The 12,296-nt window shown below is 68.2% G+C and carries 9 protein-coding genes; 3 read left to right on the forward strand and 6 right to left on the reverse strand.

Going from position 1 to position 12,296, the window contains the following annotated elements; all coding sequences use genetic code 11:
- Positions 1-20: 20 nt before the first annotated feature.
- From AC56LG_RS00395 to AC56LG_RS00410, 4 genes are all read right to left on the reverse strand, one after another.
- The gene (locus tag AC56LG_RS00395; protein ID WP_497164171.1) at positions 21-3,146 is read right to left on the reverse strand and encodes an efflux RND transporter permease subunit; all 3,126 of its coding nucleotides are present in this window, start codon (positions 3,144-3,146) and stop codon (positions 21-23) included.
- Positions 3,147-3,156: 10 nt separating this feature from the next.
- The gene (locus AC56LG_RS00400) at positions 3,157-4,362 is read right to left on the reverse strand and encodes an efflux RND transporter periplasmic adaptor subunit (RefSeq protein ID WP_497164172.1); all 1,206 of its coding nucleotides are present in this window, start codon (positions 4,360-4,362) and stop codon (positions 3,157-3,159) included.
- The gene (locus AC56LG_RS00405) at positions 4,359-5,621 is read right to left on the reverse strand and encodes a TolC family protein (protein WP_497164173.1); all 1,263 of its coding nucleotides are present in this window, start codon (positions 5,619-5,621) and stop codon (positions 4,359-4,361) included. Before AC56LG_RS00405 ends, AC56LG_RS00400 begins: the two co-directional genes overlap by 4 nt.
- A 90-nt stretch (positions 5,622-5,711) precedes the next feature.
- Entirely contained in the window at positions 5,712-6,083 is a 372-nt protein-coding gene (locus tag AC56LG_RS00410; RefSeq protein ID WP_497164174.1) for a hypothetical protein, read from the reverse strand.
- Positions 6,084-6,365: 282 nt separating this feature from the next.
- Between AC56LG_RS00410 and AC56LG_RS00415 the strand changes: the two genes are divergently transcribed.
- From AC56LG_RS00415 to AC56LG_RS00425, 3 genes are read left to right on the forward strand one after another with little or no spacing between them, the layout of a single operon-like run.
- Positions 6,366-7,619, forward strand: a complete 1,254-nt coding sequence (locus AC56LG_RS00415; protein ID WP_497164175.1) for a hypothetical protein — start codon at positions 6,366-6,368, stop codon at positions 7,617-7,619.
- Positions 7,620-7,627: 8 nt separating this feature from the next.
- Positions 7,628-8,071 carry a phosphate ABC transporter substrate-binding protein gene (locus AC56LG_RS00420; RefSeq protein WP_497164176.1) on the forward strand — a complete coding sequence of 148 codons (444 nt, stop codon included), beginning with the start codon at positions 7,628-7,630 and terminating at the stop codon, positions 8,069-8,071.
- 10 nt (positions 8,072-8,081) lie between these two features.
- Positions 8,082-10,772, forward strand: a complete 2,691-nt coding sequence (locus tag AC56LG_RS00425) for a bifunctional diguanylate cyclase/phosphodiesterase (RefSeq protein WP_497164177.1) — start codon at positions 8,082-8,084, stop codon at positions 10,770-10,772.
- A gap of 89 nt (positions 10,773-10,861) precedes the next feature.
- Here the strand turns inward: AC56LG_RS00425 and AC56LG_RS00430 are convergent, their stop codons facing one another.
- Together AC56LG_RS00430 and AC56LG_RS00435 are read right to left on the reverse strand one after the other, a co-directional pair.
- Positions 10,862-11,413 (reverse strand): LOG family protein, encoded by a 552-nt coding sequence (locus AC56LG_RS00430; RefSeq protein ID WP_497164178.1) that lies wholly within the window; start codon positions 11,411-11,413, stop codon positions 10,862-10,864.
- 111 nt (positions 11,414-11,524) lie between these two features.
- On the reverse strand, positions 11,525-12,214 hold the full coding sequence (locus tag AC56LG_RS00435; protein ID WP_497164179.1) for a TetR/AcrR family transcriptional regulator: 690 nt from the start codon (positions 12,212-12,214) through the stop codon (positions 11,525-11,527).
- Positions 12,215-12,296: the final 82 nt, after the last annotated feature.

The following is a 12,296-nucleotide window of genomic DNA, read 5'->3' on the forward strand; positions in this document are numbered from 1 at the left end:
AATCGGTGGGCATGCGCACCCTACTTACGACCTCCTCCATGCGCCCAGACATACAGCGCCGGCAGGATCAACAGCGTCAGCACCGTCGACGACAGGATCCCGCCGATTACCACCGTCGCCAGCGGGCGCTGCACCTCGGCCCCGGTGCTGGTCGCCAGCGCCATCGGCAGGAAGCCGAGCGAAGCCACCAGCGCCGTCATCAGCACGGCGCGCAGGCGTACCTCGGCGCCCTCGCGCATCGCCGCCTCGGGCGCATGGCCCGCCTCGCGCAGCGTGCGCACGAACGACACCATCACCAGCCCGTTGAGCACTGCCACGCCGGACAGGGCGATGAAGCCGACCGCCGCCGAGATCGACAGCGGCAGGCCGCGCAGCCACAGCGCCAGCACGCCGCCCGTCATCGCGAACGGAATGCCGCTAAAGACCAGCAAGCCATCCTTGACGCTGTTGAACATCAGGTACAGGAGCGCGAACACCAGCGCCAACGCGGCCGGGACCACGATCGCCAGGCGCGCGCTGGCCGCTTCCAGGTTCTCGAATTGCCCGCCGAGACCCACCCAGGTGCCGGGCGGCAGCGCCGCCTTGCTTAGCGCCGGCTTGAACTCGGCCACGAAGGAACCGAGGTCGCGCCCGCGCACGTTGGCCGTCACCACGATGCGGCGCTTGCCGTTTTCGCGGCTGATCTGGTTCGCCTCCGGCACGAAGCCGAGCGTCGCCACCTCGGACAGCGGGATACTGGCCGCGTGGCCTTCCCTGTCCTTGGCGGGCAGCGCCAGCGGCAACTGGCGCAGGCTGTCGACGTCGTTGCTCACGCCCTCGGGCAGCCGCACCGTGATGGCGAAGCGGCGGTCGCCTTCGAACACCATGCCGACGTCGCGCCCGCCGACCAGGGTGCCGAAGGCTTCCTGCACGTCGGCCACGTTCAGCCCATAGCGCGCCGCTTTGATGCGGTCGACCGACAAGGTCAGCGCCGGCAGCCCTTCGGTCTGTTCGACCTTGACCTCGGCGGCGCCGGAAATCCCGCCCAGTACCCGCGCGATGCGCTGCGCAGCCGCCGCCATGGCCGCGGTATCGTCGCCGAACACCTTGACGGCGACGTCGCTGCGCACGCCCGAGATCAGTTCGTTGAAGCGCAACTGGATCGGCTGCGAGAACTCGTAGTTGTTGCCCGGGATCTGCGCGGCTGCTTCGGTGATCGCCGCCACCAGTGCGGCATGCGACTTGCGCGGCGCCGGCCATTCCTTTTCGGGGCGCAGCATGATGTAGCTGTCGGCGGCGTTCGGCGGCATCGGGTCGGTCGCCACCTCGGAGGTGCCGACGCGCGCGAACATGCGTTCGATCTCGGGGAACTGCTTCAGCAGCGTGCTTTCCAGGTGCTGTTGCATGGCGACCGATTGCGCCAGGCTCGTCCCCGGAATGCGCATGGTGAGCACGGCGAGGTCGCCTTCGTCGAGGTGCGGGGCGAACTCGGTGCCCAGGCGCGTCGCCAGCAGGCCGGACAGGAGGATGGACAGCACCGCGAACGTGAACGCCACCGGCCGGTTGGCCAGCACCCAGTCCAGCAGCGGCCGGTATAGCGCGCGTGCCTTTGCCATCAGCCGGTTCTCGTGCTCGGCGCCTTCCTTGACGAACAGCGCCACCGCGGCCGGCACGAAGGTGATCGAGAGGATCATCGCCGCCAGCAGCGCCATCACCACCGTGATCGCCATCGGATGGAACATCCGGCCTTCGATGCCGGACAGGGCGAAGATCGGCAGGTAGACCGTCATGATGATCAGCTGGCCGAACAGGAGCGGCCGGCGCGCCTCGGCTGCAGCAGCGGCGACTTCGGCAAAGCGTTCCTCGCGCGTCAGCGTCCGCCCCGCCGCCGTGCGCGCCAAGCCGAGGCGGCGGATGCAGTTCTCGACAATCACGACGGCGCCGTCGACGATGATGCCGAAGTCGAGCGCGCCCAAACTCATCAGGTTGGCGCTGACGCCCGCCTGCACCATGCCCGTAAACACCATCAGCATCGACAGCGGAATCACCAGCGCCGTGATCAGGGCCGCGCGCAGGTTGCCGAGGAAGAGGAACAGGATCGCGATCACCAGCAAGGCGCCTTCGACCAGGTTGCGGCGCACGGTGTCGATTGCCTTGTTGACCAGCACCGAGCGGTCGTAGACCGGCAGCGCCTGCACACCGGCGGGCAGCGAGCGGTTGACGTCTTCCAGCTTCAGGCGCGCCGCCTGCGCCACGGCGCGGCTGTTCTCGCCGATCAGCATGAAGACCGCGCCCAGCACCACCTCGCGCCCGTTTTCGGTGGCCGCCCCGGTGCGCAGCTCGCGCCCGTGTTCGACGTCGGCGACGTCGCGCACGCGCACCGGCGCGCCCTGCACCACGTCGAGCACGATGTTGCGGATCTCTTCCAGCGACCGTACCTGCCCCGGCGTGCGCACCACGAACTGCTCGCCGCCGCGCTCGATATAGCCGGCGCCGGCATTCGCGTTGTTGCGGTCGATGGCATTCACCAGCGTCGCCAGCGACAGGCCGTGCGCGGACAGCCTGGCCAGGTCGGGCGCCACCTGGTATTCCTTCAGGTAGCCGCCGATCGTGTTGACCTCGGTGACGCCCATCACGCTGCGCAGTTGCGGCGCCACGATCCAGTCCTGGATCTCGCGCAGGTCGGCCGGCGTGTAGGGACTACCGTCGGCTTTACGGGCACCCTCCTTCGTCTCCACCGTCCAGTAAAAGATTTCGCCGAGGCCGGTGGCGGTCGGGCCCATGGCCGGTTCGACCCCGGCCGGCAGCCTGGAGCGGGCTTCCTGCAGCCGCTCGCTCACCAGCTGGCGCGCAAAATAGATGTCGGTGCCGTCCTTGAACACGACCGTCACCTGCGACAGGCCGTACTTCGAGAGCGAGCGCGTGCCCTCCAGGCGCGGCAGGCCGCTCATCACGGTCTCGATCGGGAAGGTGATGCGCTGCTCGACTTCGAGCGGGGAATAGCCGTGCGCGGCCGTGTTGATCTGCACCTGCACGTTGGTGATGTCGGGCACCGCGTCGATCGGCAGGCGCGTGTAGCTATGGACGCCCAGCGCCCCGAGGCAGGCGACGACGAAGACGATCAGCCAGCGCCGCGCGATGGCAAGCTCGATAACTTTCTGGAACATGGTCGGCGGCCTAGTCATGGTGTTCGGCCTCGGACTTGCCGAGATCGGCCTTGAGCAGGTAACTGCCGCCGGCCGCATACTTCGTGCCCGCCGCCAGGCCCGCGACGATCTCGCTGCGCTTGCCGTCCGAACGCCCCACCGTCACCGGCTGGGCGCGAAAGCCGCCGGCGGTGCGCACGAACACCACGCTGCGCTCGTGCACGGTCTGGATCGCCTCGCTGGCCACCGCCACCGCGACACTGCCCTGCTGCCCCAGCAGGTCCACCGTGGCCAGCATGCCCGGCCGCAGGCGCAATCCCGGATTAGGCAGCGCGATCCTGGCCGTGGCCATGCGCGTGGCCTCGCCCAGCACCGGGCCGACGAACGAGACCGTCCCTTCGAGTTCCTTCGGCTGCGCGTTGACGCTGATCCGGGCCGGCATGCCGCCGGCGACCTGTGCCAGGCTCGCCGCCGGCAGCGCCGCTTCGACCCAGACCTGGGACAGGTCGGCGATCGTCAGCAAGGGCGTGGTCGCATCGACCGCCTGGCCGGCCACCACCGGTTTTTCGAGTACGACGCCGTCCAGCGGCGCGCGCACGGTGACGCTGTTCGACACCGCGCCGCCCGGCGCAATGCCGAAGGCGGCGAGACGCTGGCGTGCGGCGTCGGCGCCGAATTCGGCCTCCTTCAGCGCGGCCTGCGCCGCGTCGAGGTCCTGGCGCGCCGAGATGCGCTGTTCCCACAAGGTTTTCTCGCGCGCGTAGGTGATGCGGGCGAGCTCGAGGCGCTGGCGCGCGCTGCCCTCGTCGGCGCGCCACTGCGCCACGTCGGGACTACTGATCACGACCAGCGGTTGCCCCTTTTTGACCGGCGTGCCGCTCGAGACCGGCACCGACTGCACGATGCCCGCGGCCGGCGCCGCCAGCGCCAGCGTGCGCTCGGCATTCACGGTTACCTGCGCCGGCAGGTGCAGGCGCTCGCGGATCATGGCGGGCGCGGCGGCATCGACCGCAATGCCGTTGGCTCTTATTTGCGCTTCGGTCATGGCGATGCCGGCTTCTTCCGTGTCGTGCTCTTCCCTTTCGTCCGCGTGACGGTCGTCGTGCCCATGCGTGTCTTGATGGGCTTCGTGGCCTCCGGTCGCGGGCGGCTCGGGGGCGCGCCACAGCAGCAGCGCGGCCAGCACGGCGGCGAGCGCGCACATCAGCGCGATCAGATAAGTCTGTTTCCTGGTCATGGTGTCGGTCCCTGTCCGGTCGATCCGGTTTGTTCGGTGGTGGCGCCGGCGAGGCGCTCGATGTCGGCCCAGGCGCGCCAGGCGCCCAGCAGTGCGTCGAGGTAGCGGGTGCGCGACTGGAACAGGGTGCGCTGCGCATCGAGCACGTCGAGGATGGAAAATTTTCCGAACTCGAAACCGGTAAGCGTGCGGTCGTAGGCAGAGGCGGCCTGTGGCAGCACGTCCTGGCGCAGCAGGCTGGCCTCGGCGTGCGCCGTTTCGTAGCGGGCGTCGGCGCTCGCCAGGTCGGCGGCGGCCATTGCCTGGGCCGCGGCCAGTTCGTCGCGCGCCTTGTCGGTGCGCAGCAGGGCCGCCTTGAGGTTGCCGGCGTTGCGGTTGAACAGCGGCAGCGGCACCGACAGGCCGACCACGGCCTGGCGCCGGCCAACTTCATCGTCGCGCTGGCTGCCGATCGAGACCGTTACGTCGGGAATGCGGGCGACGCGTTCGACGTCGGCTTGCGCCAGCTGGGCCGCGAGCTGGCCGCGGGCGCGCCGTACTGCGGTCGTGTCGTCGGCGAGCAGGGCCGCGCGCGGCCTGGCATCGGGAAGCTGCTCGATGGACGACGGCGCCAGCGCGATGGCGTCGCCCGGCTGGCCGATCAAGGCCCCGAGCCGCGCCCTGGCCATCGCCAGTTCGCCCTTTGCACCATTCACCGCGCTGGCCGCATCGACGGCAGCGAGGCGCGCCCTGGTTTCGTCGATCGGCGAGATCTTGCCGGCTGCGACGCGCCTGGCGGCGACGTCCACGCTGCGGCGCACCAGCTCGAGGAGCGACTGCGCCACGCCCTGCCGCTCGCGGGCGACCTGCAGCCCGTAAAAGGCGGCGATGACGTCGGCGCGGATTTCCTGGCGCCGTGCGGCCAGTTCGCTGCGGGCGAGGCTGGCACTGCCCTCTGCGAGCGCCACCCGCGCCCGCCGTTTGCCGCCGAGTTCGATCGGCTGGTTGATCTGGATGGTGGTGGTGCGGGTGCCGGCTTGCTGGCCCTCGCGCAGGTATTCCAGCGTGGGATTCGGATAGCTGCCGGCCTGGCCGGCGGCCGCGTCGCTGGCCGCGACTTCATGGGCCGCGGCGCGCACGGCGGGCTGTGCGAGGGCGAGCCGGATCGCTGTCGGTAAATCAATCGATGCAGCTTGCAGCGCTTGCGCGGCGGCTCCGCCGCTCCACGCGTACAAAAACAGCGCGGCCAGCATCGGCAGCCGCTTGGGTTGGATGGTCATGCATGCTCCTGAAAAAACGTCGATCAGGCGCGCAGGAACGTGTGGGCCGGGAGGCCCACATGCGAAGATCCTGCGCGCACCCTGGCGGCGTCAGGCCATGGGGGGCCGCTCGAGGCGGCGTGCAGGCACGGAAGTCAGGAAGGGAATGCCGGACGCCACCGCCGACACATGGTGGCGGGTTGCGGGGACAGCGGGGTTGTGCGCGGGCACGGCGGAGACCTGTCCGAACACGCATGCCGGACAGTGGGGATCGGCCAGCGACGAAGCGGCATCGTCGGCGACGAACACCGGCACCGGGGCGCCGTTCGCCTGCGCCGCGGCGTGATGCGTGATGCCGCCGGGCGTTGCCACGCAGCACCGGTCCGCCATTGCCAGGGATACCTGGAATGGATAGATCAGCAACAACAGGATGAGGAGCCAGCGGCGCATCGGCAGAAGATCGGCGGAAGGAAGCGCCATCATACTTGTTCTTGCCATATCAGGCCATCGGGACGAGAGGTTTGCGTGTTTGGCGTTCAAGGGAATGGCGGGCGCCGCCGTCCACGCGCCTTAGATATGAGCAACGCAATTTTCGTTGCCACCCAACAACGCTTAAGCGCCGCCGAATCGTTTCTATACGTAAATTCATCGACTTCAGCGGGGCGGGTCCGCTACAGTCCAGTTCCATAGCGTGCGCCATACGCGCGCCCATGCCGCCGGCAGTGCCGCTCATCCGTGCACGCCGGACCCGAACGAAAGCGATCCATGTTGTTCCCATCCCTTGCCGCCCTTGCTGCCCCCGCCTGCGCGGGCGCCATCCTGTTCGTCCTTGCCGGCGCCGCCTGCGCCGACCCCGGTGCGCCGGGCTGGACCTTTTCCGGCTTCGGCACGGTCGGGGTCGTCCATTCCGACGAGCGCCAGGCAGATTTCGTCGCCACCATCCTGCAGGGCGATGGCGCCGGGCACACAGCGCGCTGGAGCCGCCACGTCGACAGCAAGCTGGGTGGCCAGGTCGACTTTACCCTCAACACGCGCTGGTCGGCGGTGCTGCAGGTCGTGAGCCAGCAGCGCTACGACAACAGCTACCAGCCGCGCGTGGAATGGGCCAACATTAAATACCAGGTCACACCCGAACTGGCGCTGCGCGTCGGGCGCATCGCGCTGCCGGTATTCATCGCCGCCGACTACCGCAAGGTCGGCTATGCCTACCCGTGGGTCCGCACGCCGATCGAGGTGTACGGCGTCCTGCCGCTGAGCAGCAGCGAAGGCGCCGACCTCAGCTGGCAGTGGAACGGCGAATCGGTGCGTAGCACCACCCAGGTCCTGTACGGCCATACCGACGTGGCGCTCTACGGCGGCGCGCGCCTGAACGGGCGCGGCATTGCCGGCCTGTCGCACACGGTCGAGCGCGGCGCCCTGAGCGCACGCGCATCCGTCATGGCCGCACGCGTGTCGCTCAGCATGTACCCGGAATTGTCCAATGCGCTGCGTGGTTTCAGCGCGCAAGGGCGCGACATCGCACAGCGCCTGGCCATTGCCGACAAGCGCGCCTCGATGGTCAGCCTCGGCATGAACTACGATCCGGGTGGGTGGTTCGTGCTGGGCGAAGCCGGCTACACCCAGGTCGACGGTTTCCTCGGCGGCACGCGCTCGGCTTACCTCAGCGGCGGCTGGCGCCATGGGAACCTGACGCCCTATGCCGGCTATGCGCGGGTACGGGGCATCCTGCCGCGCGGTCCGAAGGCACTCTCCCTCGACGGCCTGGCGCCGCCCTACGCAGCCGCCGGTGCCGCGCTGAACGCCGGGCTCGACATGCTGCTGATGCGCAGCGTGCCCTCGCAATCGACGCTCAGCGCCGGCCTGCGCTGGGATTGTGCCCCGAACGTCGCACTGAAGTTCCAGCACGAACGCGTCACCCCCCATGGCGGCTCGCGCGGCCTGTTCATCAATTCGACGCCGGACTATCAACCCGGGCGCACGGCGCACGTGACCAGCGCCGCCCTCGACTTCGTCTTTTGAGGGCCGCCATGACACGTCGCAGTATTCGTCACAATGCAAGGCTGCTGGTCTCCCTTCTCCTCGCATGCTGCGCCGGCCTGGCGCAGGCCGGCGACCTGGTGGTGGTGGTCTCGGCGCGCAGCAGCGTCGAAGCGCTGCGGCCGGAACAGGTGGCCGCGATTTTCCTCGGCCAGGCGCCGCGCTTTCCGAACGGCGCCGTCGCCAGCGCGCTCGACCAGCCGCTCGGCACCGTCGAGCGCGACCAGTTCTACCTGCGCGTGACCGGCAAGACGCCGGCCCTGCTGAAGGCGCACTGGTCGAAGATGGTGTTCACCGGCCGCGGCCAGCCGCCGCGCGAACTGGCCGGCAGCGCCGCGGTGCGCAAGGCGGTGGCCGAGGACCCGGCCCTGATCGGCTACATCGAACGCGAGGCGCTCGACCCGAGCGTGCGCCAGGTCTTGCTGGTGCATTGAAAGGACGACCATGATTTCCACTTCCCTCTCCCCGCGCAGCGCGGCGCGCCGCCCCAGGCTGGCGGGCTGGCTCGGACGCGGGCTCGACACGCACATCTCGCTGCCGCTGTTCGCGGTCCTGCTCGTCATCGGCCTGTGGGTCCTGACGCTGCGCGTGATCGACGCCGACCGCGCCGCAACCGTGAACGCCGTGCACGCGGCCACGCTGGAACGCGTCGAGACCTACGAAGCGCAGATGGCGCGCAGCCTGAACGGCATCGACCAGACCCTGAAAGTACTGAAGTACGCGGTCGAACTGAACGGCGCCGACGGCGCCATCCCGGCGCTGCGCGCACAAGGCCTGCTGCCGCCCAGCCTGGTGTTCGTGGTTTCCGTCGCCGACCGCGATGGCCACGTCAACGCCAGCAACCCGGAACAGGGCGAGCACGACGTCTCCGGCACCGGCTACTTCCTCTACCACCGCAACAACGACCTGGGGCTGCCTTTCGTGAGCGCGACCCTGGGCGACGGCGCCCGCGCCGAGCCGCACCTGCACTTTACCCGCCGCATCAACGACAGCGCCGGCCGCTTCGCCGGCATTGCCATCGTCGCAGCCGAGCCGTCGTACTTCACCAGCGCCTACGAACGCTCGCGCGACGGCGAGCACGGCATGCTGGGCCTGGCCGGCGTCGACGGCGTGATGCGCGCGCTGCGCGTGGGCGACCATGTCAGCTGGGGCCAGCGCATCGAACTCGGCGCCTCCGAGGGCGGCGTCACGCTGCACACAGGCCCCGACGGCATCGCCCGCTATACCAGCGTGCAGCGCGTGCACGGCTTCCCGCTGGCGATCGTGGTCGGCCTGGCGCACGACGAACAGTTTGCGGCCTTCGAGGAAAAGCGCCGCACCTACCTGCTGGCCGCGGCCAGCGCCAGCGCCCTGCTGCTGCTGGTGGTGGCCGTGGTCGCGGGCTGGGCCTGGCAGCTGGCGCGTGTGCGGCGCCGTGCGCGGCGCGCGCAGGAAACCTATGCCGCCGCTTCCGAGGGCAGCCTGGATGCGTTTTTCGTGCTGCGTGCAGTACGTGGCAACGGCGGGCGCATCGCCGACTTCGTCGTGGAAGCGACCAACACCCGCGCCGAGGGCATCACCGGCCTGGCGCGTGCCGAGATGCAGGGCATGCTCTTGTGCGACATGCTGCCGCACTACCGCGACAACGGCATTTTCGACGACCTGGCCGCGGCGACCCAGGACGGCCAGCCGCGCGAAGGCGAATGGCAGGCCTCGACCCGCCTGGCCGCCGGACGCTGGCTGCACCGCCAGATCGTGGCGGTCGAGGACGGCGTGGTCGTGATCGTGCGCGACATCACCGAGCGCAAGCAGGTCGAGGCGCGCATCTTCCACCTGGCGCACCACGACGAGCTGACCGGCCTGCCGAACCGCACCCTGATGCACGACCGGATCGAGCACGCGATCCACAACGCGGCGCGCAACGGCAATGCGGTGGCGCTGGCCTTCGTCGACCTGGACGGCTTCAAGCTGGTCAACGATGGCCTCGGCCACAAGGCCGGCGACGAACTGCTCAAGGTGGTCGGCAAGCGCATGGGCGCCTGCCTGCGCCGCAGCGACACGCTGGCACGCTTCGGCGGCGACGAATTCGTGATCCTGTTGCCCGACCAGGGCCACGATCCAGACGCGCTGGCGCCGCTGCTGGAAAAGATCCGCGTCGCCGTCACCGAACCGGTGCAAGTGGGCGGCCAGGCGGTGCAGGTCAGCTGCAGCATGGGCGTGGTGATGTATCCGCGCGACGGCATGGATGCCAGCGCCCTCCTGATGAACGCCGACGCCGCGATGTACCGCGCCAAGGACCTGGGCAGCAACAACTTCCAGTTCTATGCGCGCGAGATGAATGCCAGCGTCGAGGAAAAGCTGGTGCTGCTCGACGGCCTGCGCCAGGCCGTGCAGGCCACCTTCGAAGGCGCGGCCGACAACGGTTTCCGCCTGTTGTACCAGCCGAAGGTGGACTTGCGCAGCGGGCGCGTGTTCGGCGTCGAGGCGCTGATCCGCTGGCAGCATCCGGAACACGGCATGGTGCCGCCGCAGCGCTTCATCGGCCTCGCCGAAGAGAGCGGCCTGATCGTCGAGATCGGCGACTGGGTAGTGCGCGAAGCCTGCCGCCAGGCGCGCGCCTGGGTCGACGCCGGCCTGCCGCCGGTGACGATGTCGGTGAACGTGTCGGCGCGCCAGTTCGAGGAAGCGCGCCTGGTCGAGCGCGTCGCCTGCGCCCTGCGCGACAGCCGCCTGGCGCCGGAACTGCTGGAACTGGAAGTGACGGAAAGCCTGATCATGCGCGACCTGCAGAAGTCGGTCGCGAAGATGCGCGAACTCGAAGCGATGGGGGTGTCGCTGTCGATCGACGACTTCGGCACCGGCTACTCGAGCCTGTCGTCCCTGAAAACCTTCCCGATCAGCCGCCTGAAGATCGACAAGAGCTTCGTCAGCGAACTGGCCGACAACGCCGACGACCAGGCGATCGCCATGGCCGTGATCTCGCTCGGCCACAAGCTGAATTTGCGCGTGATCGCCGAAGGCGTCGAGACCGAGCAGCAGCGCGCATTCTTGCGCGAGAACGAATGCGACGAGATGCAGGGGTATTTGTTCAGCAAGCCGGTGTCGGCGGACGAGATTGTCGACATGCTGGAGGTGCATGCGCTGGAGATGGCGTAGCGGCGAAAAATTTCACCGAACAGCGTGCGCAGACCGTAGGGTGGGCGGGTCTCCCGCCCACCCTACGGTCTGCTCGTAACGAACTGGTGTTATTTGACGCCAGCCGCTTCGCGCAAACGCCGTACTAACGCCTCGGCATCCGCATCGACGTGCATCAACGCTGCATGCCCTTCGCGCACGAATCCCTCCCCCACCTGGTGCCGCGCAAAACTCACCAGGCCGTCATAAAACCCATCGACGTTCAGCAAGCCGATCGGCTTGGCATGAATCCCCAGCTGGGCCCAGGTCACCATCTCGAACAACTCTTCCAGCGTGCCGAAGCCGCCGGGCATGGCGATGAAGCCTTGCGACAGCTCGGCCATCATGGCTTTGCGCTCGTGCATGTCCTTGACCACGAACAGCCGCGTCAGGCCGGCGTGGCCGACTTCGCGTTCGACCAGGGCACGCGGGATGACGCCGGTGGCTTCGCCGCCCAGCCGTAATACCTCGTCGGCGATCACGCCCATCAGGCCGACCTTGCCGCCGCCGTAGACGAGGGCGATGTTGTGTTCGACCAGTACGCGCGCCAACGCGCGCGCGGCGTCGGCATACAGGGGCTTGGCGCCATTCGAGGCGCCGCAGTAGACGGCGATGGATTTCATGAAAATTCCAAAATAGTAGAGCGCTTGATAAAACCGCCCAGGGCAAGGCGCAGCGTCGAAGACAGTACGCTAGTACGGCGAGACGCTGCAACGCCGCCATGGGTGGTTTTATCAGGCGCTCGGGTCGCGGCCCTCGTCGGGCAGCTTTTTTAAGTATTCTTCGCTCAGCTTTTCGAACAGCAGGCTGGTATCGCCGCGCAGGTAGGGTCCGAGCATCGACAGCACCTGGTAGCAGCCGCGCGCCAGGGCGTCGGCGATGGCTTGCTGCTCGCTGTACTTGCGCGGGTTGCGCACATATTCGTAGGACAGCCAGTAGGTCGCGACGACGACCATGTTGGTGGCCATGGCGCCGATCTGCTGGTCGGAGGCTTCGAGCGACTGTTCGCTGCGCAGGTCTTCGCACAACTGGCGCGCGACCTTGATCTTGTGGGCGAGAATGGCCTTGAAGTGCAGCTCAAGCTTGCGGTTGCGCGACAGCAGGTCGTTGAGGTCGCGGTAGAAGAAGCGGTAGCGCCAGATCAGCTCGAACATCAGGTGCAGGTAGAGCCAGACGTCTTCCATGTTCGAGCGCCGTCCCGCCGGCACCGTGAGGATGCGCTCGATCTCGGCTTCGAACTGCACGAAGATCGAATTGACGATGTCGTCCTTGTTGCGGAAGTGGTAGTACAGGTTGCCGGGCGAGATATTCATCTCCTCGGCAATGACGGTCGTCGTGATGTTCGGCTCGCCGAACTCGTTGAACAGCCTGAGCGAGAGCTCGAGGATGCGTTCACGGGTGCGGCGTGGAGCTTTCTGTAGCATGGATGGCGGTCTGAATGGTGTCACGCGCAAGCATATCATCGAACCGGATGTTGGCGGCATTGCGGCCGCCATGGCCCGACCC

Source organism: Telluria sp. ZB2R32 (assembly GCF_059685715.1).

What these genes read in the sequence shown, in the direction of transcription:
- AC56LG_RS00435 (WP_497164179.1), bottom strand. Translation starts at nt 12,214, where the DNA reads ATGCTACAGAAAGCTCCACGCCGCACCCGTGAACGCATCCTCGAGCTC.
- AC56LG_RS00420 (WP_497164176.1), top strand. Translation starts at nt 7,628, where the DNA reads ATGACACGTCGCAGTATTCGTCACAATGCAAGGCTGCTGGTCTCCCTT.
- AC56LG_RS00425 (WP_497164177.1), top strand. Translation starts at nt 8,082, where the DNA reads ATGATTTCCACTTCCCTCTCCCCGCGCAGCGCGGCGCGCCGCCCCAGG.
- AC56LG_RS00405 (WP_497164173.1), bottom strand. Translation starts at nt 5,621, where the DNA reads ATGACCATCCAACCCAAGCGGCTGCCGATGCTGGCCGCGCTGTTTTTG.
- AC56LG_RS00395 (WP_497164171.1), bottom strand. Translation starts at nt 3,146, where the DNA reads ATGTTCCAGAAAGTTATCGAGCTTGCCATCGCGCGGCGCTGGCTGATC.
- AC56LG_RS00430 (WP_497164178.1), bottom strand. Translation starts at nt 11,413, where the DNA reads ATGAAATCCATCGCCGTCTACTGCGGCGCCTCGAATGGCGCCAAGCCC.
- AC56LG_RS00415 (WP_497164175.1), top strand. Translation starts at nt 6,366, where the DNA reads ATGTTGTTCCCATCCCTTGCCGCCCTTGCTGCCCCCGCCTGCGCGGGC.
- AC56LG_RS00410 (WP_497164174.1), bottom strand. Translation starts at nt 6,083, where the DNA reads ATGATGGCGCTTCCTTCCGCCGATCTTCTGCCGATGCGCCGCTGGCTC.
- AC56LG_RS00400 (WP_497164172.1), bottom strand. Translation starts at nt 4,362, where the DNA reads ATGACCAGGAAACAGACTTATCTGATCGCGCTGATGTGCGCGCTCGCC.